The 20,283-nt window shown below is 47.5% G+C and carries 21 protein-coding genes and 1 pseudogene; 14 read left to right on the top strand and 8 right to left on the bottom strand.

Annotated elements, in window-relative coordinates:
- The first annotated feature begins 8 nt into the window (after nt 1–8).
- The 6 genes from QUE23_RS05940 to QUE23_RS05915 are packed head-to-tail and all read left to right on the top strand — an operon-like array spanning nt 9 to nt 6,672.
- Nucleotides 9–224, top strand: a complete 216-nt coding sequence (locus QUE23_RS05940) for a DNA-directed RNA polymerase subunit omega (protein WP_286348167.1) — start codon at nt 9–11, stop codon at nt 222–224.
- Entirely contained in the window at nt 211–2,532 is a 2,322-nt protein-coding gene (locus QUE23_RS05935) for a RelA/SpoT family protein (protein WP_286349427.1), read from the top strand. The genes QUE23_RS05940 and QUE23_RS05935 overlap by 14 nt, the downstream gene beginning before the upstream one ends.
- Nucleotides 2,533–2,541: 9 nt before the next feature.
- Nucleotides 2,542–3,744 carry a tyrosine--tRNA ligase gene (gene tyrS / locus QUE23_RS05930; RefSeq protein WP_286348166.1) on the top strand — a complete coding sequence of 401 codons (1,203 nt, stop codon included), beginning with the start codon at nt 2,542–2,544 and terminating at the stop codon, nt 3,742–3,744.
- A 10-nt stretch (nt 3,745–3,754) separates the two neighbouring features.
- A complete protein-coding gene (locus QUE23_RS05925) occupies nt 3,755–4,846 on the top strand; it encodes a nitronate monooxygenase (protein WP_286348165.1) in 1,092 nt (363 codons plus the stop codon).
- A 3-nt stretch (nt 4,847–4,849) separates the two neighbouring features.
- Nucleotides 4,850–5,923: an N-acetylmuramoyl-L-alanine amidase family protein gene (locus QUE23_RS05920; RefSeq protein ID WP_286348164.1), complete on the top strand. Its 1,074-nt coding sequence runs from the start codon at nt 4,850–4,852 to the stop codon at nt 5,921–5,923.
- Nucleotides 5,923–6,672 (top strand): hypothetical protein, encoded by a 750-nt coding sequence (locus tag QUE23_RS05915; RefSeq protein ID WP_286348163.1) that lies wholly within the window; start codon nt 5,923–5,925, stop codon nt 6,670–6,672. Before QUE23_RS05920 ends, QUE23_RS05915 begins: the two co-directional genes overlap by 1 nt.
- Here QUE23_RS05915 and QUE23_RS05910 read toward each other — a convergent pair.
- The 4 genes from QUE23_RS05910 to QUE23_RS05895 are packed head-to-tail and all read right to left on the bottom strand — an operon-like array spanning nt 6,659 to nt 8,456.
- Nucleotides 6,659–7,351, bottom strand: coding sequence for an MqnA/MqnD/SBP family protein (locus tag QUE23_RS05910; RefSeq protein ID WP_286348162.1), 693 nt, complete (start codon nt 7,349–7,351; stop codon nt 6,659–6,661). The genes QUE23_RS05915 and QUE23_RS05910 overlap by 14 nt on opposite strands.
- Before the next feature lie 55 nt (nt 7,352–7,406).
- On the bottom strand, nt 7,407–7,841 hold the full coding sequence (locus tag QUE23_RS05905) for a hypothetical protein (RefSeq protein ID WP_286348161.1): 435 nt from the start codon (nt 7,839–7,841) through the stop codon (nt 7,407–7,409).
- Nucleotides 7,834–8,100, bottom strand: a complete 267-nt coding sequence (locus QUE23_RS05900; protein ID WP_286348160.1) for a hypothetical protein — start codon at nt 8,098–8,100, stop codon at nt 7,834–7,836. Before QUE23_RS05900 ends, QUE23_RS05905 begins: the two co-directional genes overlap by 8 nt.
- A 35-nt stretch (nt 8,101–8,135) precedes the next feature.
- Nucleotides 8,136–8,456 (bottom strand): hypothetical protein, encoded by a 321-nt coding sequence (locus QUE23_RS05895; RefSeq protein ID WP_286348159.1) that lies wholly within the window; start codon nt 8,454–8,456, stop codon nt 8,136–8,138.
- An 83-nt stretch (nt 8,457–8,539) separates the two neighbouring features.
- On the opposite strand from QUE23_RS05895, the pseudogene acnB reads away from it, so the two are divergent.
- The 6 genes and pseudogenes from acnB to QUE23_RS05865 all read left to right on the top strand — a co-directional run bounded on the left by acnB (nt 8,540) and on the right by QUE23_RS05865 (nt 15,066).
- A pseudogene (gene acnB / locus QUE23_RS05890) lies at nt 8,540–11,097 on the top strand (bifunctional aconitate hydratase 2/2-methylisocitrate dehydratase).
- Between the two features lie 76 nt (nt 11,098–11,173).
- A complete protein-coding gene (locus QUE23_RS05885) occupies nt 11,174–11,833 on the top strand; it encodes an amino acid ABC transporter permease (RefSeq protein WP_286348158.1) in 660 nt (219 codons plus the stop codon).
- Nucleotides 11,827–12,507, top strand: a complete 681-nt coding sequence (locus QUE23_RS05880; protein ID WP_286348157.1) for an amino acid ABC transporter permease — start codon at nt 11,827–11,829, stop codon at nt 12,505–12,507. Before QUE23_RS05885 ends, QUE23_RS05880 begins: the two co-directional genes overlap by 7 nt.
- The gene (locus QUE23_RS05875; RefSeq protein ID WP_286348156.1) at nt 12,508–13,248 is read left to right on the top strand and encodes an amino acid ABC transporter ATP-binding protein; all 741 of its coding nucleotides are present in this window, start codon (nt 12,508–12,510) and stop codon (nt 13,246–13,248) included.
- A gap of 52 nt (nt 13,249–13,300) precedes the next feature.
- On the top strand, nt 13,301–14,125 hold the full coding sequence (locus tag QUE23_RS05870; protein ID WP_286348155.1) for a cysteine ABC transporter substrate-binding protein: 825 nt from the start codon (nt 13,301–13,303) through the stop codon (nt 14,123–14,125).
- Nucleotides 14,122–15,066 carry a D-2-hydroxyacid dehydrogenase gene (locus QUE23_RS05865; RefSeq protein WP_286348154.1) on the top strand — a complete coding sequence of 315 codons (945 nt, stop codon included), beginning with the start codon at nt 14,122–14,124 and terminating at the stop codon, nt 15,064–15,066. The genes QUE23_RS05870 and QUE23_RS05865 overlap by 4 nt, the downstream gene beginning before the upstream one ends.
- Here the strand turns inward: QUE23_RS05865 and QUE23_RS05860 are convergent.
- From QUE23_RS05860 to QUE23_RS05850, 3 genes are read right to left on the bottom strand one after another with little or no spacing between them, the layout of a single operon-like run.
- Complete coding sequence (locus QUE23_RS05860) at nt 15,056–16,129, bottom strand: phospholipase A (RefSeq protein WP_286348153.1); 1,074 nt, start codon at nt 16,127–16,129, stop codon at nt 15,056–15,058. The genes QUE23_RS05865 and QUE23_RS05860 overlap by 11 nt on opposite strands.
- Nucleotides 16,122–17,456, bottom strand: a complete 1,335-nt coding sequence (locus QUE23_RS05855) for a sodium-dependent transporter (protein ID WP_286348152.1) — start codon at nt 17,454–17,456, stop codon at nt 16,122–16,124. Before QUE23_RS05855 ends, QUE23_RS05860 begins: the two co-directional genes overlap by 8 nt.
- A 2-nt stretch (nt 17,457–17,458) precedes the next feature.
- On the bottom strand, nt 17,459–18,787 hold the full coding sequence (locus tag QUE23_RS05850) for a sodium-dependent transporter (protein ID WP_286348151.1): 1,329 nt from the start codon (nt 18,785–18,787) through the stop codon (nt 17,459–17,461).
- 117 nt (nt 18,788–18,904) lie between these two features.
- Between QUE23_RS05850 and QUE23_RS05845 the strand changes: the two genes are divergently transcribed.
- Both QUE23_RS05845 and QUE23_RS05840 read left to right on the top strand, forming a co-directional pair.
- Complete coding sequence (locus QUE23_RS05845; RefSeq protein ID WP_286348150.1) at nt 18,905–19,279, top strand: YbgC/FadM family acyl-CoA thioesterase; 375 nt, start codon at nt 18,905–18,907, stop codon at nt 19,277–19,279.
- A complete protein-coding gene (locus QUE23_RS05840; protein ID WP_286348149.1) occupies nt 19,269–19,520 on the top strand; it encodes an HP0495 family protein in 252 nt (83 codons plus the stop codon). Before QUE23_RS05845 ends, QUE23_RS05840 begins: the two co-directional genes overlap by 11 nt.
- Here the strand turns inward: QUE23_RS05840 and QUE23_RS05835 are convergent.
- Nucleotides 19,486–20,274, bottom strand: coding sequence for a hypothetical protein (locus QUE23_RS05835; RefSeq protein ID WP_286348148.1), 789 nt, complete (start codon nt 20,272–20,274; stop codon nt 19,486–19,488). The two genes, QUE23_RS05840 and QUE23_RS05835, sit on opposite strands and share 35 nt — an antisense overlap.
- Nucleotides 20,275–20,283: the final 9 nt, after the last annotated feature.

The raw sequence follows: 20,283 nt of genomic DNA, 5'->3' as shown, positions 1-20,283 counted from the left end.
GACGACAGATGAGAACAGAAGAAATTGTGGCTAAGGCTTTGGATAAAGTCAATGGGGATCGCTATATCCTCTCCAATTTAATCTTTTCACGCGTCAAGCAGCTAGGTGCTGGGGTGCAACCCCTCGTGGCGATGGATGTCAAAACCCACAAGCCCACCGATATTGCCATTTGCGAAATTGCGGAGGGAAAGATCGGTCTCGACTACATTGATGAAAGACTCTAAACCACCCCACTATGGCAGATTAGGCGAAATTTTAGAGCTCGTTAAGGACATTGCGAGCCCCGATGAGGTGCTTGATGTCTTAAAAAACACCACCACAATCACCCCAAAAATCCAAGAAGCCCTAGACTTAGCCACCCACTACCACAAGGGACAAAAACGTAAAGGGGGTGCGCCCTACATCACACACCCAATCAGCGTGGCTTGCATCGTGGCTTTTTGTGGGGGAGATGAGGCGATGGTGTGCGCTTCTCTCTTGCACGATGTCGTGGAGGACACGCCTTGCAATCTTGAAGAAATCCTTGATAAATTCGGTGAAGATGTGGCGAATTTGGTGGACGCGCTCACCAAAATCACAGAAATCCGTAAGGAAGAACTTGCCTTTGACCCTGAGAATCCCCACTTGCTCTTAACGGCCCTCACCTTTAGAAAAATTTTAGTCAGTGCCATTAAAGACCCCAGAGCTTTAGTGGTGAAAGTCAGCGACCGTTTACACAATATGTTGACCCTAGACGCGTTGCCTAGAAACAAACAAATCCGCATTTCTAAAGAAACCATGGCCGTTTACGCCCCCATCGCCAGCCGTCTTGGCATGTCTACGATCAAAAACGAATTGGAAGATAAATGTTTCTACTACATTTACCCTCAAGATTATAAGAGCATTCAAGATTATCTAGAGCAGAGCAAGCAAGCCCTGTTTTTAAAGCTCAATCAGTTTGCCAGCAAGTTAGAAAAAATGTTTTATGAGGCGGGTTTTGCTGAAGGGGATTTTAAAATTGCCACGCGCATCAAGCGCCCCTACTCCATTTACCTCAAAACACAAAGAAAAGGGGCGGTGAGTAAAGACGAGATTTTAGATTTAATGGCGGTGCGGGTGCTTGTAAAAGCCCCCCTAGAGTGCTATAAAATCCTAGGGATCGTGCATTTGCACTTCAAACCCATTGTTTCACGCTTTAAGGACCACATCGCCCTGCCTAAAGAAAATGGCTACCAGACGATCCACACGACTATTTTTGACGAGTCAAACATCTATGAAGTGCAGATCCGCACTTTTGACATGCACCTAGGGGCAGAGTATGGCAACTCGGCGCACTGGAAGTATAAAGCCGGGGGCGTGGAGAGCGAGCATTTAAAATGGCTGCACAATTTACAATACCAAAGCGAAGAGTCTAAAGAAAACCCTCGAGAGTTTTATGAGCTGGTGCAAAACGATGTGTTGTACCGCGAAGACATCACGGTGTTTTCGCCCGGTGGGGACAGCTACACTTTGCCCGCCGAATCGATTGTGCTAGACTTCGCCTACATGATTCACAGCGAACTGGGTGATAAAGCCGAAACAGCCTTTGTCAACAACAAAAAAGTGAAGTTGAATGTCAAGCTTAGAAGTGGGGATGTGGTGAAAATCATTAAGGGTCAAGAGAGCATCCCCCGCTTTACTTGGATCAACCAACTCCGCACCACGCGGGCCAAAAACCATTTAGAACGCCTGCAAAAGAATCGCCTCAAAGAGATTGACGCAAAAAGCATGGTGAATATTTTAAACACCATTTTTGAAACCTCCATTTTTGGACCAGACATCGGTCCCAAGCAATACACCACCTTTGAGAAAAAGCTCGCCGAACATGGGGTGGATCTTAGTTTGAGCGAAGCCATTAAGAGCATTAATGGGCTGAAAAAGCTTGTGGAGCAAATCCAAGAGAAGGTGCAAGGACATCCAAACCCCCACCACCGTCCCGAGCCAAGACAATTTGGCTTTTTAATGAAAAATCTTATGCAATTTAAATTCGGGCGTGTTTTGGGTTTGCCTGCCCCGCACATCGGGCTTAAAAAATGTGATTTAGACCACTTCATCGTCTACGCCAACCCCCACACACAGATCAGGCAAGTGCTCTTCAACGATTGTTGCCACCCCAAAAAGGGCGATGACATCGTGGCAATCATGCCTAGCATTAAAGAGTATAAGGTTGTGGTCCACACGAAGGTTTGTAAGATGGGGCATGCCGATATTAATGTGGGTTTGCCAATGGTTTTTATCAGTTGGAGTAAGAAGGACAAGGAGATTTACAAAATCAACATTTATATCGGCAGCACCAGGGATAGCCTTTTACAAGTGCTCAACTTGTTGAACAAAAACGACTGTAACATTGTAAAGATCCAGTACGCCAGCCATGGGCAATACTCCACGAGTTGCGAGATTCTCTTTGAATACACGGGCAAGAGAGAGATTGGGGAGTTTAAGGACATGCTCACCCACAAATATAAAGACCGCCTTACAGAGTTTATAAGTATCAAAGATGCCTATCAGGATTAAAGGATGGATATGAGCGTTACAGAAGCAATGTCAGATATTGCAAGAGGCATGAGCGAGTGCATCGGTTTGGAGTATCTGCAAAGTCTCGTGGAGAAGTTTTATGCCACCGGAGAGCGTTTTAGTGCCAAGGCGGGCTTTGATCCTACCGCTCCCGATTTGCACCTAGGGCATGCCGTGCTTTTAAACAAGCTCGCCACCTTGCAAAAACACGGCGCAAGGGTGCAGTTTGTAATTGGGGACTTCACCGCCACCATCGGCGATCCCAGCGGCAAGAGCGAAACGCGCAAAATTTTAAGCTTTGAGGAAGTGTTGCAAAACGCCAAAACCTATAAACAGCAGGTATTTAAAATCCTAGACCCCGCCTTAACCGATGTGTGTTTCAATTCCAAGTGGCTGCGCCCGCTGGGCGCGGAGGGCTTGCTGGTATTGACTTCTAAATTCTCAGTGGCTAGAATGCTTGAACGAGATGATTTTGAGAAACGCCACAAAGAGAAAAAGCCCATTAGCATGGTTGAGTTCATGTATCCCCTTTTGCAAGGTTACGACTCGGTGGCTTTGCAATCCGACATCGAATTGGGGGGCAATGACCAAAAGTTTAATTTGCTTGTGGGGCGGTTTTTACAAAGGGCGTATGGGCTCTCTAAAGAGCAGGGCGTGCTGACCATGCCCCTTTTGGAGGGCTTGGATGGGGTAGCTAAGATGAGTAAGAGTTTAGGCAACTATATCGGCGTGAGCGAAGAGCCAAAGAGCATGTATGCCAAGCTTTTAAGCATCAGCGATTCTTTAATGTGGCGTTACTATGAGCTTTTAAGTAGTAAAACGAGCGCACAGATCGCTAAGATTAAAAGTGGGGTAGAAAAAGGGGATTTGCACCCAAAGGCGGTGAAAGAGGATTTGGCCCTGGAGATCACTGCCCGCTTGCACTCTCAAGAGCACGCCACAGAGGCAAAGGCCGCTTTTGATTTGGTTTTTAGCCAAAAGCAAATCCCTAGCGATTTGGCACAAATGGAGTTTAGTGCAGGCGTTTGGATCGCCCAAGTGCTCAAAGAAGCGCGCTTGTGTCCCTCCACTTCGCAAGCTAGACGCGACATTAAAGCAGGGGGCGTGAAAATCGATCAAGAGGTGCTTTTGGACGAGCAATTTTGCTTTACTCCCGGCACTTATGTGGTGCAGGTGGGTAAACGAAAATTTTTAAAAGCCATCATCCACTAAAGCAGGACACATGACTTCCACATTAAAACCGCTCAAAATCGGTAAACACACCATCCAATACCCCATTTTTCAAGGGGGCATGGGCGTGGGGATTAGTTGGGACGAACTTGCGGGCAACGCCGCCAAAGAGGGCGTTTTGGGCGTGATCTCAGCGGTGGGCACGGGCTATTATAAAAACATGCGCTATGTGGAGAAGATTGTGGCAAAAAAGCCCTTTGAAGCCCTGAATTTTTACTCCAAACAAGCCTTGATGGAAATCTTTAAAAACGCCCGGAAAATTTGTGGGTCTAAGCCCTTGGGGGCAAATATCCTACACGCCATCAACGAGTACGGGCGGGTTGTTCGAGATGCTTGTGAGGCGGGAGCAAATGTCATCATCACGGGGGCGGGACTGCCCACGAACATGCCCGAATTTACAAAAGACTTCCCCAATGTCGCCTTGATCCCCATCATCTCCTCCATCAAAGCCTTACAAATCATCTGCAAGCGTTGGAGTGCGCGCTATAAGCGCGTTCCCGATGCTGTGATTGTGGAAGGGCCTTTAAGCGGCGGACATCAGGGCTTTAAATATGAAGATTGTTTCAAAGAGGAGTTTCAGCTAGAAAATTTAGTCCCGGGCATTGTGGAGGCGGCCAAAGAGTGGGGGGACATCCCCATCATCGCCGCTGGGGGCATTTGGGACAGGAAGGACATCGACACTATGCTAGGTTTGGGGGCAAGTGGGGTGCAAATGGCGACTAGATTTTTAGGCACGAAAGAGTGCGACGCCAAGGTGTATGCAGAGATTTTGCCTTCATTAAAGAAAGAGGACATTTTGCTCATCAAATCCCCCGTAGGCTACCCTGCCCGCGCCATCAATACCGGGGTTTTGGAGCGCATTAAAGAGGGCAACGCCCCTAAAATCGCTTGCGTGAGCAATTGTGTGAGCCCTTGCAACCGAGGCGAGGAAGCCCGCAATGTGGGCTATTGCATCGCCGATGGACTCGGGCGGGCGCACCAGGGCAACCGGGCAGAAGGCTTGTATTTCACAGGCGCAAATGGATACCGCATCGACAAGATCATCAGCGTACACGAACTCGTGCAAGAGCTGATCCAGGGTTAAAGGGTGCGCTTCCTTTTCCTCTGCCTTTTTGTCTGCAGCCTAGGGGCGCATGCGCTCAAAATCGTGGATGTCGTGCCTTTTGGAGTGAGTTCGTTCCGCATCACTTTCAACATGCCCATCAGCCACCGCATGGTGCAAGAAACCCGCCTTACACATTTTAAAGCCTTGTTGCGGGTGCAAGCAGATCTCTTGCCCCCGCCTAGACGCTACCATTTTGCCAACAAGAGCGTGATTAAACTCGCCCACCACCACAAAACCACGCAAATTTGGATCGCCTGGAACAAGAACGCCACCTACAGCTATAAAATCGCCCACAACCATTTATATATCTTTATCCAAACCCACCCCCTTGTGCGCCAAAAGGTGCGTCCCCTTGAGTCCAACCCCAAAGAGTTGAAGCAGTTTAAGGTGGTGATCGACCCCGGGCATGGCGGGCATGACTGCGGGGCATTGGGGGTAAACCATGTTTGTGAAAAACGCATTGTGCTGGCTGTGGCTAAAGACTTACAACAAGAGTTGGTTAAAAGGGGCTATAAGGTCTATATGACGCGCAAACAAGATGTTTATATCAGTTTGAAAGCCCGCACCGAGTTTGCCAACGATAAAAATGCCGATTTGTTTATCTCCATCCACGCCAACTCTATCCCCAAAAATGCCCCCACCAACCCCGAGGGCATTGAAACCTACTTTCTCTCCACTGCTAGAAGCGAGCGGGCGCGCAAGGTGGCCGAACAAGAAAACCAAGACGATGTCAAAGTCATGGATTACTTTTCTAAGCTTTCCTTTTTAAATTCTCTTAACTCGCAGCGGCTCATTATCTCTAATAAACTTGCCATTGATGTGCAGTTTGGAATGTTAAACAAGTTGCACCAACACTATAAAGGTGTGGTGGATGGGGGGGTGCGCGAGGGGCCTTTTTGGGTGCTGGCGGGAGCTTTAATGCCTTCTATTCTCATTGAGATTGGCTATAATTCCAACCCTAAAGAGTCCAAACGCATTCAAGACAAACACTATGAGCAGTGGCTCGCACAAGGGATTGCCGATGGCGTGCAAAGTTTCATTAGCAAAAACTACTGATGCATAAACCCACGATCGACCAAATGGTGCTCTCCTCGCTCTTTTTTGTGCTCTTTGTGATCACGGCTTTGGCCCTGCTATGCACAAGCTTTAGCCACTCGTTTTCGCAATTCTTTGGTATTTTAAACAAGGGCTTTTATAAGCCCTTGATTTGGGGGTTTTATTTATGCGGGGCTGTGCTCTCCTTGGTGTATCTCTTGCGCTCTTTGTGGCATAAAGAGGGCTTTTGGCTAGCTAGGGTGGGGGCGTTGGCAAGCGGCGCGCTCTTTATTGGCTTGTGCCTACACCCCCCAAGCCCTAGCCCGCTTCAAGGCTTTTTACTCTCTTTATTTTTTTTTATCGCCTTTGGCATCTTGGGGCTGGGGCGCTTTTTACTCAAATGGCAGGACAGCCCCTTAGCGCGCTCTTTGCTCTTTTTTGCCCCCTCGCTCAACACTTGTCTATTTTTTCTCTTTGCTTCAAGCTTGCAAAGCTACCTGCTTGAACTTAGTTGGCTGGCCTGTGGGGATTTTGTGCTCTTTTGTCTGTGGTTGGGGTACTTGTTGTATGTGCTGTCGGCGCGCCCCAACCATTTTGGGCTTTACGAATACACGAACTTGTGGGTCTTGGGGGCGGGGATCTTAATCTTTCTTTTGAGCGCATCCACGCTCTTTCAGGTGGAGCGTTTCAATGAAGCCCGCCTAAGCTTTTATGTGCTTGGGGTTTTAAGTTGGCTTGCCGAGTGGATGTTGCGCCCTAAAAGCGTCTAGGCCTAGGGGCGCGTTTTAAGCGCACTTGGCGGTAAAAACAACGCAGAGAAAACTCTTCTTTGGGGCGCACCCGATACAAAATGTATTTTAGATAGTGCAAAATTTGCGCCCGTGTGAGCCCGCTCTGCTCTGCCCTTTGCTCTAGGATATAATGCGGGATTTTAATAGGCCTTTGATTAAACGCCTTTGCCATTTTTATATAAAACTTGCCGTGCGCTTGGTAGCAAAAACGCCCAAAAACAAAGGGTAAGCCTGTTTTTTTATACCACAGCGTAGCTAAATCCACAAAATCCGGCTTGGGTTGTTCTTGGTAATAAAAACGCAAGGCTTTATCCCCGATCAGCACCTGCCCCTTTAGCCCCAACACTTCACACAGGGCATTAGAGGTTGCCGATTGTGTGTCAAAGCCCGCCTTTTGCAGCACCACAAGCACACTCAAGACCTTTTTATTGCCAATGATGGCACAGGGCGTAACCTGCTTTTTGCGCCACGCGTTGTAGCCCGCAATGGAAGAGATAAACCCCGCATCAATGTGGCGCAAGAGAAAGTCTTTATTCAGTCTAGCAGGGTAGGTTTTTCTATGGTTTAAGAATTGTTTAAAGCTAGAGGGGGTGGGGTAGCCTTTAATGAAAATATCAAAGGGGAGCAAATTTAAATAATCGATTTTTCCAAAACGCATGCTAAACCTTTAATCTTTAATCCCATTCTACTCCAAAAGCCCACGCTTAAACCCTTCAATCCTCTTTGTATTCATAGACGATGGGCAGGGGATACCAATCTTTCACGCCATCCCCACAAGCCCCCTGCCCAAAAAAGACATTGATCCACTCTTCTGTTTCATGATAATTTTTTAAAGCGGGGCAATGGGGTGCCATAGTACAAATCTTGTCTCCAAGATAAGTTTCCCCGTCCTCACAACCCCCGTATTCACCGCTACGGGTCAAGGCGTTATAAACCGTTTGAATCCACGCGATTTTTGCGTGGTTGTCCTTGAGACAATGGGCTTTTTGAATCATAACTTCTATGTACTGAGTATCGTAAGTGGATTTGCCTAGTGTAGGCACTAGGTGGAGAGTCGCGTTTTTGAGCATTTGGGGCAAGTTCTTCACGATCTCTAGGCTGTGCTTGTAGGCGTGCGTTTCGCTAGGACTCGTGCCGTTATCAGTCATTCTCTTGGATGCGATCCAAAAAGGGTTCTTTTAGAGGGTTGACACGCACATTTTGCAGACCTAACTTCAAGAGCGCGAGTCTTTTTAGCGTGCTAGAAGTGGTGTGTAAGCCTTTGAGGTAGGTGGCCGCATCAAAGGAGTCGTCCTGCTCCTCCTCGTCTGCAAATGAGCCCAACAACACCAGATACACCCGCGCGTTTTTAAGTCTATCTGCTAGCTTAGAAACCAACTTTTCATTTAGCCCTCCCTTCACAATCAAGATAAACTCCTTAGAGGCATGTTTGGATAGAGGCTCTAGGGTGATGACATTGTTTTGATGAAAAAATTATGTTTGATGACTAGGCGGCGCATTTGTTTGAGCTGCGCGCTGTCCTCTTTACTAGGCAAAATGAAGCCCTCGCCTAGTTGCACTTTTAAAGGACTCTTCAGATCGGCTAAGAACACTTGCTGGATTTTTGTATGGCGATCTTGCACCAAGAGAGCTTGAAAGGGGAGGGGGGCGTGCAAGCGCACTTGTTTTAGAATTTCAAATTGGGTGTTAAAATCCAGGGGGTCAGCCAAGAGGACTTGGCAAGCTAGACAAGTTAGAGGGAGCATTTTCACTAGATTAGACATCAGATCATCCTTAAAGCCATGCACTCTACAAGTGCTTCAAATTATTATATACTATGACCGACATTATTTTATCAAGGAGTTATATGCAAACTTTCATCCAAGAATACCAAGCCACCCTGCAAGAAAGGGCAAAAGAAAATATTCCCCCTCTGCCCTTAAGCGCGAAGCAGGTTAAAAGCGTGGTGGAGATTTTAATGCACTCTCAAAGCAGCGAGGAATGTGCTTTTGTCAAGGATTTACTGATTCAGCGCGTGAGCCCGGGCGTGGATGAGGGCGCACAGGTCAAGGCGGATTTTCTAGGGCAAATCGCGCTTAAAAAGTGTGTATGTGCGCACTTTAGCCCCTTAGAGGCGGTGCGCTATTTGGGTACAATGCTAGGCGGTTATAATGTCAGCCCATTGATAGAAGCACTGCAAAGCACAGATACAGAGGTCGCCAAAGAGGCGTGCAAGGCGTTAAAATCCACACTTCTTGTTTATAACTCTTTTGAAACGATCGCTAACTTAAGTAAGAGCAACGCCCTAGCCAAAGAGGTTTTAGAGTCGTGGGCTAATGCTGAATGGTTTTTAAACAAACCCGCTTTGCCCGAAAAGCTGGAGTTGTGCGTACTCAAAATTGATGGGGAGACTAATACGGACGATTTGAGTCCGGCTAGTGATGCCTTTACCCGTAGCGACATCCCCCTACACGCCAACGCCATGCTCAAAAACCGCATTGAAAACACTGCTGAGCGGCTACAAAAGGCAAAATCACGGGGTGTGCCTGTGGTGTATGTGGGCGATGTGGTCGGCACGGGCAGTTCGCGTAAGAGCGCGACCAACTCGTTGATGTGGCACTTCGGGCAGGACATTCCCTTTGTGCCTAACAAACGCACGGGGGCGTGGTGATCGGAGGGGTCATTGCCCCGATTTTCTTTGCCACTTGTGAGGATAGCGGCGCGTTGCCCCTAATTGCCGATGTGAAAGACTTGCACGAGGGCGACATTATCCAAGTCTATCCTTACAAGGGCGAAATCCATAAACAAGGGCAGGTGGTGAGCCGCTTTAATTTAGAGCCCACGACTTTAGCCGATGAGTTTAGGGCAGGGGGGCGTATCGCTCTCATTATCGGGCGGGGCTTAACCAACAAAGCCCGTAAGTTTTTAGGCCTGCCCCCCTCAAGTGTCTTTGCCAGCCCAAAGCAACCTGCTGAGAGCCACAAAGGCTACACCCTAGCGCAAAAAATGGTCGGCAGGGCTTGTGGCGTGGCGGGGGTGCGCCCCGGGGCTTATTGCGAACCCATTACGACCACTGTGGGCAGTCAAGACACCACGGGGGCGATGACCAGAGATGAGGTCAAAGAACTTGCCAGCCTTAGCTTTGAAGCCGACTTTGTATTGCAATCCTTTTGCCACACCGCCGCCTACCCCAAACCCGCCGATGTGCGTTTGCAAGCCACCTTGCCCCAGTTTTTCACCAGCCGGGGGGGCGTGGCACTCAAACCTAAAGATGGCATCATCCATTCATGGCTCAATCGCATGGGCTTGCCCGACACTTTAGGCACGGGCGGAGACAGCCACACCCGCTTTCCTATCGGTATTAGTTTTCCTGCCGGCAGTGGGTTAGTTGCCTTTGCCGCGGTTACGGGCACCATGCCCTTAAACATGCCCGAGTCTGTGTTGGTGCGCTTTAAAGGACAAATGCAGCCGGGGATCACTTTAAGGGATTTGGTCAATGCCATCCCCTACTACGCCATTAAGCAGGGCTTACTCACCGTGGAGAAAAAGGGCAAGAAAAATATCTTCAATGGGCGGATCTTAGAGATCGAGGGTTTGGGCGACATTAAAATCGAGCAAGCCTTTGAGTTTAGCGATGCGAGTGCTGAGAGGAGTGCCGCTGCTTGCACCGTGCGACTCAATAAAGAGCCTATCATTGAATATTTGAGCTCAAACATTAAGCTCATCGAGCAAATGATAGAAAGTGGCTACGAGCACAAAGAAACCCTACAAAGGCGCGCAGCCAAAATGCAAGAGTGGATCAACAACCCCACCTTGCTTGAGCCAGACGCGGACGCAGAATACGCCGCCGTGATTGAGATTGATTTAAACGAGATTAAAGAGCCCATTTTGGCATGCCCTAACGACCCTGACGATGTGGCGACTCTTAGCGAGGTGCTAAGCAACCCCAAACGCCCCCAAAAAATCGATGAGGTCTTCATCGGCAGTTGTATGACAAATATTGGGCACTTTAGAGCCTTTGGCGAGATTGTCAAAGGGGCGGGGGCATCGCCTATTCGTCTTTGGGTCGTGCCGCCCACAAAAATGGACGAGCAACAACTCATTAAAGAAGGGTATTTTGCGATTTTTGGGGCAGCGGGCGCACGCACAGAAGTGCCCGGCTGTAGCTTGTGCATGGGCAATCAGGCAAGGGTGCGGGACAATGCCGTGGTGTTTTCCACTTCCACGCGTAATTTTGACAACCGCATGGGTAAGGGCGCGCAGGTGTATTTAGGCAGTGCTGAGCTTGGAGCGGTGTGTGCCCTTTTAGGCAAGATCCCCACACCTAAAGAGTATTTAGATCTCGTAGCACACAAGCTCACAGATCGCAAAGAAGAGATTTACCGCTACATGAATTTCCACTTAATGGAAAAAATGGCACTCTAGGCTTTAAGCCTAGCCTTAGCTTATTTCTCTAAGATAGGGGCTTTTAGCAGACTTTAAGTTTGCGGAAGGTTGTGTCTTGGATTTGGATTGGCAGTTTATGCGCCACGCCGTGCCCCTATTTGGGCGTGGGTTGTGCATCACGCTTGAGATTTCCTTTTTTGGCATTTTAGGGGCAACTCTTTTAGGCTTTGGCGTGGCTTTGTGTCTGTTCTTTAAGCCAAAATTTTTAAAGAGCCTAGCAAAGGGTTATAGCGAACTAGCCCGTAACACCCCCTTACTCATACAGCTTTTCTTTTTATACTACGGCTTGCACGAGGTGGGGCTCTCTTTTAGCGCGTTGGTCTGTGCTGTGCTAGGCGTGGCCTTTCTAGGGGGGGCTTACATGGCTGAGAGTTTTTTACTGGGCTTCAAGGCTTTAAATAGGGTGCAACTGGAAAGTTCTTTAAGTTTGGGGCTTAGTAAATGGCAAAGTTTGCTGTTTGTGCTCTTGCCCCAAAGTTTGGCAATTTCTCTGCCTTCTCTGGGCGCGAATGTGATTTTCTTACTCAAGGAAACTTCTGTGGTGAGTGCCATCGCTCTAGCGGATTTAATGTTTGTGGCGAAAGATTTGATCGGCATTTACTACAAAACCAACGAAGCCTTAGTTTTATTAGTCTTGTCTTACTTGGTTGTGCTCTTGCCCTTAAGTGGTCTGTTTGTTTTCTTAGAAAAACACTACAAGAAAAAGACATGCTAGAGGTTTTAAATCTTTTTAATGCCGACAATTTAGCCCGCTTGGCTGAAGGTTTAGGCACGACTTTAGCCCTAGCGTTCATTTCTATCGCCCTATCTTTAGTGGGAGGTGTGGCGTTTGGGGTCTTAATGGCGTTTGGAGGGCGCATGGCTCAGCTCATTTGCCGCGTTTATTTAGAGAGTGTGCGGATTGTCCCGCTCTTGGTGTGGCTGTTTATTGTGTATTTTGGCTTTGCATCCGTGCTGGATTTACACATAGAGGCGTTTATGGCAGGGGTCGTGGTCTTTAGTTTGTGGGGCGTGGCGGAGATGATGGATTTAACAAGAGGGGCTTTAACTTCTATTGCCAAACACCAAAGCCAAAGCGCCACCGCCCTAGGGCTAAAGCCCCTGCAGACGACTTTATATATTTTATTCCCCCAAGCCTTTTTAGCCCTATTGCCTGCAAGCGTGAATTTATTCACCCGCATGATCAAAACCACTGCTTTGATCTCATTAATCGGGGCGATTGATTTACTCAAGGTAGGGCAACAAATCATAGAGGTGCATTTAATCAACATGCCCCATGCCAGCTTTTTTGTCTATGGGCTGATTTTTATCCTTTACTTTGCGCTGTGCTACCCCCTATCTTACCTAAGCCAATACTTAGAGAAAAAATACCAACACAATAGAGGCTAAATGGCAATTTTGCAAACCATGAACTTACAAAAACGCTATGGCGACCACGAAGTCCTAAAAGGCATTGATTTTAGCTTAGAAAAAGGGGAGGCGGTGGTGATCTTGGGAGCTAGTGGGTGTGGCAAGAGTACATTTTTGAGGTGCTTGAATGGACTAGAAGAGATTCAAGAGGGGCAAATCCTCTTTAATGGGGAGCAGATAGAGCACAGCAAGGATTGGACGCAAGTGCGCCAAAAGATTGGCATGGTCTTTCAAAATTACGAGCTCTTTCCCCATTTAAGCGTGTTGCAAAATATCTTATTAGCCCCCATGAAGGTGCAAAAGCGCGCTAAAAGCGAGGTTACCGAGCAAGCGCATGCCTTGTTAAAGCGAGTCGGGCTAGAGCATAAAATGCAAGCCTACCCTAGAGAGCTTAGCGGGGGGCAAAAGCAAAGAGTTGCCATTGTTAGGGCGCTTTGCATGCAACCTGAAGTGATGCTTTTTGACGAGGTTACCGCTTCGCTAGACCCTGAAATGGTGAAAGAGGTGCTAGAAGTCATTTTAGAGCTAGCAGACGAGGGCATGAGTATGGTGGTGGTAACGCACGAAATGAAGTTTGCTAGAAAAGTGGCGCATCGGGTGGTGTTTTTTGATGAGGGTTTGCTTGTAGAGCAAGCTAACCCCCAAGAGTTTTTTGAAAACCCACAATCTCAGCGCGCCCGCAAATTCTTAGATGTTTTCCACTTTTTAGGGGGCTGTTAATTTTTTGTTGCTATGCTGTGGGTTTTGGGGGATTTTATTTAAAGGAGGTTTTGTGCGTCTATTCAAAGTTTTTGGCCTAGTTTTTGCGGCGATCTTGGGCTTTGCGGGTTGCTCGGATCACAAGGCAAAAGCCGATGAGGGCAGTTTAGCCAGCATTAAAGAGCGGGGGGTGTTGAAAGTAGGGGTGTTTAGCGACAAGCCCCCCTTTGGGTATATGGACAGCAAGGGGCAGTTTCAAGGCTTTGATGTCTATATCGCAAGGCGCATGGCAAAAGACTTGCTAGGCGATTCAAGCAAGGTGCAGTTTATCCCCGTGGAGGCAGCAGCACGGGTGGAGTTCTTAAAGGCAAATAAAGTTGATGTGATTATGGCAAATTTTACCAAGACTAAAGAGCGCGCTGAAGTGGTGGACTTTGCCAAGCCTTACATGAAAGTCGCTTTAGGCGTGGTGTCAAAGGACGGGGTGATTAAGAGCATTGAGGATTTAAAGGGCAAGCCCTTGATTGTCAACAAAGGCACGACCGCAGATTTTTACTTCTCCAAGCACTATCCCGAGATTTCTCTGCTCAAATACGACCAAAACACCGAAACCTTTTTGGCTTTAAAAGACAACCGCGCCCCCGCCCTCGCCCACGACAACACGCTATTGTTGGCGTGGGTGAAAAAGAACCCCGAGTTTAAGGTGGGCATTCCTAGTTTAGGCGATCAAGATGTCATCGCCCCCGCCGTCAAAAAGGGGCATAAAGAACTCTTAGAATGGCTCAATAACGAGATTGACAAACTCACCAAAGAAGGCTTTATGAAGGAGGCTTACAACGCCACTTTAAAACCCGTTTACGGGGACAGCATCGATCCTAGCATGGTGATTTTCCAATGAAACCCCTAGCCGTTTTTTTAGAAGCCCTTTCTTTAGGGCGCAAGAATAAATTAGACGCGTTAGACGAGTTTGTAGAACTGGTGTCCTACCCGGGCACACCCCAGGATTTGGTGCTTGAGCGGTGCAAGGATGCCGAGATCGTCATCTTAAACAAGGTGCAGATGAGCCAAGACATTTTAAGGCAACTACCCAAGCTTAAATGCATTTGTGTGACGGCTACGGGTGTGAATATGATTGACTTAGAGGTGGCAAAAGAGCTAGGCATACAGATTAAAAATGTGGTGGGCTACTCTACACACAGCGTTACCATGCACACCTTCGCCTTGGCTTTTACCCTGCTTTCTAACATGCCCTATTACGATCGCTACTGTAAGAGTGGGGAGTATTGCAAGAGTGAGATTTTCACCCATTTTAATAAAGACTTGATGTCTTTAGAAAACAAAGAGTGGGGGATTGTGGGGCTAGGCAATATCGGTAAAAATGTCGCCCGCATTGTTTCAAGCTTTGGCGCGCATGTGAGCTACACTTCCACGAGCGGGCGCAACAACGACAGCACCTACCCGCAAAAACCCCTAGAAGCTTTGCTAAAAGAAGGCGATGTGATCTCTATCCACGCCCCCCTAAACGCCCAAACGTACAATCTCATAGACACACCCGAGCTCAGACTCTTGAAAGAGAGGGCTATTTTGATCAATGTGGGGCGGGGCGGGATCGTCAATGAAGCAGCGGTGGCTAAAGAGCTTGAAACACAAAACTTTTACTACGCCACCGATGTGCTAGAACAAGAACCCATGCGCGCCAACCACCCCTTTTTAAACCCCCAAATCCAAGAAAAATTACTCATCACCCCCCACATTGCGTGGGGCTATGGCGACACGATCAAAAAGCTCATCGCCGCCACGATTGAGAATGTCAAGGAGTATTTAAAAACTAGGGGTTGAGGCGGATACCCACGCCTAGGCGGTTAGAGAAGACATCGTATTCATAAAGCCCGTCCCCATAGCCATTGAAGTACTGGATATAAAACCCCACGAAACGATTGATCCTAAAGGTGTAGCCCAAGCGGATTGCCCCATGCCAATCCTTAAACTCCCAATAGCGCGTAAAAAGGTCGTAAATACGCATTTCAAAGTGGTGGCGGCCCCGGCGGTATTCGAGTAGAGCGTTGCCATAACCCATGTAATCGATCAAGTTAGGGTTAGATTGGTTATAGGGAATATAAGGCCAATAAGCGACATTGAGCTTTAATCCGCCCTTTTGCCACACTAAGTGGAACACGGGGCGCTGCCCGGCACTCACTGAGCGGCACCCTCCATCAAGCCCCCCCGCTTGAACAATGACTTGCTTATCCTCTTCTGTAATGTGAACGGGTGTTCCAGGAAAGGGCCCAAGGGCATTGCCGTCGCGATAGGGCTGAAAGCACTGCCTGCCCCCGATGCCGTTAGAAATGTGTTGCCAGCCGATCCAAAATTCCGTAAAATTCCCCAACTTCTCTGTAAAAAAGGGGATTTTGAGCGGATAGACATAGATGAGCTCAGGCATGTAATTGACCATACGCATGGGTGCACTTTGGGGATTGTTGTAAATTTGAAACCAGTTGGTTTGGGTGTAGGCTAAGTAGAGCGTCCCTCTTGTATAAAGAAAATTACGAATTACGGGGACTTTAAAGCTGACTTGGAATTTAAACTCCACGGGTTGGTAGCGGTTAATGTCGGGGTGGTACCACTGGTAAATGGGCGTGAAGCTGTAGTAAGCGGGTAAAAAATAAGTCCCCCTGTATTCCATGATGTCTAAATATTTTTTAGCAAAATCTACAAAAATATTATGTTTCTTGGGCTTTCTAGGGGCGATCTCCCAGCTATTTTTGAGACCATAATACCAGGGCTTGTAAAAGTCTTGATAGGTGGTGGTGGTGATGCCCTTGTTTTTGATCTGTGTGGGGCTTAGGCGGTTGTCGGCTTTGAGCGCGCCAAGCAAACCGAGCAATAAAAAGACTCTACGCATCTTTCTTAAATTGTAAGATTAAAATTAAAAGCACCACTGTGGGCGCGACAAAACGCACCGCAAAGAACCAACATGAAAAGCCTAAGCGACTCAAAAAGCGTTTACTAGACTTGTAAATGCGTTTTTTATCCATGAAATAGCCTAAAAAGAGCAGAGAGAACAACCCCCCAAGGGGCATTAACATTGCCGAAGTGCTAAAATCTGCCCAATCAAAGACATTTCTACCCCAAAAGGTGAGGGCATGGCTGTAGCCCTTATGTGTAGATAAAATCACCAACAAACCTAACAGGTAGGTGAAGCCCCCCACAAGATAACAAGCTTTTGTGCGGCTGTGTTTAAAGTGGTTTGTGAGGTAAAGGACAATGGGCTCTAAGAGCGAAACCGTGGAAGTGATGCCTGCAAAAATCAGGGCTAAAAAAAAGAACACCGCCACAATAGAGCCAGTAAAACCCATTTGGTAGAACACTAGAGGTAAAGAGATGAACACCAATCCCACACCTTGAGAGGGTGTGCCGTTGAATTTGAAAATAAATGTAAAAATCATCAGCCCAGCGATCAATGAAATGAAAATCCCTGGCAAAACCACCCATAAAGAGCTGCCTAAAAGATTTTCATTAGACTTTGTAAAAGCAGCGTAAGTGACGATTGTCCCCACACCTAAACTTAGTGAAAAAAACATTTGTCCCAAAGCATCCACGAGGACTTTAAGGGTGATTTTAGAGCTGTCAAAATGAAACATATAGTGCCACGCCTGAGAAAAACTAGGCATGCTCATGGCATAAAAAAGTAAACCAATGAATACCAAAAACAATAAGGGCATGAGCCACAAACTCAATTTTTCAATGCCTTCTTTAATCCCCCTAGAAACGATCCATACAGTGAGCCACAACCACACACTAAAGCCTAGAATTTGCCAAACTAAATCTTGTGAGCTTAGGTGTGCAAAAAGGGACTTAGAAACTTTTAATGTGGGTGGCAGGGCAAAACTCACCTTGATCAAATAGAACAACACCCAGCCCAAAACCACGGTGTAGAAAGATAAAATAATGGGGCCACTCAGCAAGAAAAGTGCGCTCAAATTCCAAAGCTTTTTATGCCGCGTGTTTAGGTGTTGGTAGCAAGAAACCATATCTTTACGCCCCAAATTGCCAATGAGCATGTCTGTTAAGAGCATCGCTACACCCAAAGTCAAGGTTAATCCCAAGTAAAGCAAGACAAACGCCCCCCCGCCACACTCACCTGCTATGTAGGGGAAACGCCAAATATGCCCTAAGCCTATTGAGCTGCCCAAAGTGGCTAGGATAAAGCCGAGTTTAGAAAACCCCATTTCTACTCCTGCGTGATTTTCACCGCCCAAATCACTAAAATCACTAAGGGGGCAATATACCTTATCAAAAAGAGCCAAAAGGCAAAAAGGCCACCGCTCAAAAAGTGGGCGGTGATTTGGCGCAATTTTTCCTTGTCAATGACCCAACCCACAAAGAGTACAGACGCCAACCCACCCAGAGGCATTAAAGCCGATGTGGTGAAAAAATCTGCCAAATCAAACAAGTTCTTGTTAAAAAGGCTCAAATGGGGTTGATAGATTTTATTGAGTGAAAAAACGAGAATCACGCCTAGAAGATAGATTGCCAAAGTTGTTAGCCAAGTCGCCTTAGGACGGGCATAGCCGTGATCGATTAAATATTGCACAGGGGGTTCTAGGAGAGCAATGGTGGAGGTGATCCCTGCAAAGGCCAAAGCGCATAGGAATAAAACAAAAACCACACTGCCCATCCAGCCCATTTTGTAAAACACCACAGGTAGGGACACGAAAATGAGGCCTGCCCCTTCAGTGGGACTATCGCCGTATTCAAACACAAAAGTGAAGATCATCAAGCCCGCCACAAGAGAGATCACAACCCCGGGCACGACCACCCAAAACGCGCTCTGCAAGAGGTTTTGCTTAGGCTCGGTCGAAGAGGCATAGGAGATATTGATGCCAATGCCAATACTTAGAGCAAAGAAGACTTGTCCTAAAGCGTTCATGAAGACCTTGTGGTTGATGTCAGCAAGGCGCACACCAAACATGAAGTTCACCGCTTGTTTGAAAGAGGGTTTCGTGCTGGCATAGATCAGCAAGCCAAAGAAAATGATAAACAAGAGAGGCATTAAAACGAAGTTTAATTTTTCAATCCCGTCTTTGACTCCCCTTGAAACGATCCAAGCGGTGAGGGCAAGCGTGAAACTTAAACCTGCCACTTGCTTGCCTATGGAGTTTTCCACATCCACAAGCACTTGTCTAGAGGCATGGATGTCGGCGGGCAAACTAAAGCTCACCCCCACTAGGTAGTAAAACACCCAGCCCAAAACAATGGCATAAAAGGATAAAATAATGGGGCCCGTAAAAAGCATCAGTCCTGCATACTTCCATTTTTTAGAGCCTGTGGGGTTTAGTTGCTCAAAAGCCGAGGCGACATCGGTTTGCGTGCTCTGCCCGATCACCATTTCGGCCACAAGCATGGCAAGCCCTACAGTGAGTGCAAGCACCAAGAACAGCAGCACAAACCCGCCCCCTCCACTCGTGCCTGTCATGTAGGGGAAACGCCAGATATGCCCTAAGCCGATTGAGCTGCCCAAAGCTGCTAGAATAAAGCCCAATTTTGAAAAGTTATTCATCGCTTCTCCAGTAGCTAAATTTTGAAAGGAAAAGTTGACATGGTAGCATAACAAGGATTAAGGTTTACTATGGCTTTACAAATGCATGGCTTTATGCAAACTTTGAAAGGGGAGTTTATGCAATTTCTAGTTTACTATGAAGACACGGACAGCACGGGGCTGGTCTACCACGCCAACTATTTAAAGTTTTGCGAGCGGGCAAGAAGTGAAGTGTTTTTTAAAGCGGGTTGCACTCCGCAAAATAAAAAAGGTGCTTTTGTGATCAAAGGCTTACAAGCCGAGTTCATCGCCCCGGCTCTTTTGGGCGATTGTTTGCGCGTGCAAACCCAAATTTTGGAGCTTAAAAAAGTGAGCTTGAGCCTAAAACAAGAGATTTTTAGACAAAATCAAGTGCTCTTTTGCATGCACATCAAATTGGCTTTCATTGATTTGGAGCAGAAAAAGCCTACTCCCATCCCCCCAAACTTCTTGGAGATTTTACATGGATTCTAAAAGCACAATCAGCTACCCATGTTTATGGGAATACCGCCTCATCACCCACAAACCCGAAGAGCTCTTAGAAGAGTTGCCGGATTTGCTCGCCCCCTTAAAATACCAAGTGTGCACCAAAAACAAGAGCGCACAGGGCAAATACACGAGCTTGCAGCTCTCTTTGGTTGTGGCAAGCGAGCAAGAGCAACACGCCCTTTTTGAGAAACTCAGCAACCATGCGTTTGTAAAATGGGTGCTTTGAGGGTGGGCTTTTCAGCGGGGGGCAAGGCTAGCGACAAGTTAGAAATGTCGAGTGTGTAAAAAATGTCGTGCTTGTTGGCATAGCCGCTCACAATCAGGGCGTTGTCTACGAAAGTTAAAGCGGTGGGGTTTTGCACGCTAGCAGGCAGGCCATAGGCATCGATGATCGTGGCATCGTAGGGGTTGATGACTAAAAGGGTGTTGTAGGCCTTGCTCAAAGCGAAGAGTCGCCCTTGATAAAAGGCAAGCCCCGTGATGTAAAACTCCCCGAGGGTGCGCCCCTTTTTAAGGGGGTTGGTTTTCAAAGGGCGGACGACAGCCTCAGAGCTTAAGCCCAAATCTTGATCGAGCATACCCACCAAAATTAATTGCTTGTAGCGTTTGTTGGGCACGGTGAGCATATAGGTGTGTGTGCCATCGCTCCTGGCGCTTAGGATATAGTAAGTCGAAGCTCGACTTGTACGTAGGCGGTTGCGTCCAATCTCGTCAAAGTGGTGTGCCCCTTCTAGGAAGTTGGCGAAGTTGTTTTTAGCTTGTGGGTTGTAGATCACATCTACACTACTCTTGTTTGTCCCCATGAGACGAATCGTGTTGCCGACCATGTTCGCCCCCACGAAGTGCTCCACCGTTACCGCATAATGTTTGTCTAGCACTAAGTGGGCGAGGACTTTTTGCAATTTTTCATCCACCACATACAGCCCCTCTTTTTGCGTGGCGATGAGAAAAGTGTTTTTTAAAAAGGCATTGTTGCCCACAAAAGTTTC

This window comes from Helicobacter felistomachi (genome assembly GCF_030296895.1).
Lineage (GTDB): Bacteria > Campylobacterota > Campylobacteria > Campylobacterales > Helicobacteraceae > Helicobacter > Helicobacter felistomachi.
The sequence above is the reverse complement of the archived record's forward strand: the minus strand, read 5'-3'. Positions and strand labels throughout refer to the sequence as shown.

Coding starts and splice junctions, on each gene's coding strand:
- QUE23_RS05940 (WP_286348167.1), top strand. CDS start 9: ATGAGAACAGAAGAAATTGTGGCTAAGGCTTTGGATAAAGTCAATGGG.
- QUE23_RS05935 (WP_286349427.1), top strand. CDS start 211: ATGAAAGACTCTAAACCACCCCACTATGGCAGATTAGGCGAAATTTTA.
- tyrS (WP_286348166.1), top strand. CDS start 2,542: ATGAGCGTTACAGAAGCAATGTCAGATATTGCAAGAGGCATGAGCGAG.
- QUE23_RS05925 (WP_286348165.1), top strand. CDS start 3,755: ATGACTTCCACATTAAAACCGCTCAAAATCGGTAAACACACCATCCAA.
- QUE23_RS05915 (WP_286348163.1), top strand. CDS start 5,923: ATGCATAAACCCACGATCGACCAAATGGTGCTCTCCTCGCTCTTTTTT.
- QUE23_RS05910 (WP_286348162.1), bottom strand. CDS start 7,351: ATGCGTTTTGGAAAAATCGATTATTTAAATTTGCTCCCCTTTGATATT.
- QUE23_RS05905 (WP_286348161.1), bottom strand. CDS start 7,841: ATGACTGATAACGGCACGAGTCCTAGCGAAACGCACGCCTACAAGCAC.
- QUE23_RS05895 (WP_286348159.1), bottom strand. CDS start 8,456: ATGTCTAATCTAGTGAAAATGCTCCCTCTAACTTGTCTAGCTTGCCAA.
- QUE23_RS05880 (WP_286348157.1), top strand. CDS start 11,827: ATGCTAGAGGTTTTAAATCTTTTTAATGCCGACAATTTAGCCCGCTTG.
- QUE23_RS05875 (WP_286348156.1), top strand. CDS start 12,508: ATGGCAATTTTGCAAACCATGAACTTACAAAAACGCTATGGCGACCAC.
- QUE23_RS05865 (WP_286348154.1), top strand. CDS start 14,122: ATGAAACCCCTAGCCGTTTTTTTAGAAGCCCTTTCTTTAGGGCGCAAG.
- QUE23_RS05860 (WP_286348153.1), bottom strand. CDS start 16,129: ATGCGTAGAGTCTTTTTATTGCTCGGTTTGCTTGGCGCGCTCAAAGCC.
- QUE23_RS05855 (WP_286348152.1), bottom strand. CDS start 17,456: ATGGGGTTTTCTAAACTCGGCTTTATCCTAGCCACTTTGGGCAGCTCA.
- QUE23_RS05850 (WP_286348151.1), bottom strand. CDS start 18,787: ATGAATAACTTTTCAAAATTGGGCTTTATTCTAGCAGCTTTGGGCAGC.
- QUE23_RS05845 (WP_286348150.1), top strand. CDS start 18,905: ATGCAATTTCTAGTTTACTATGAAGACACGGACAGCACGGGGCTGGTC.
- QUE23_RS05840 (WP_286348149.1), top strand. CDS start 19,269: ATGGATTCTAAAAGCACAATCAGCTACCCATGTTTATGGGAATACCGC.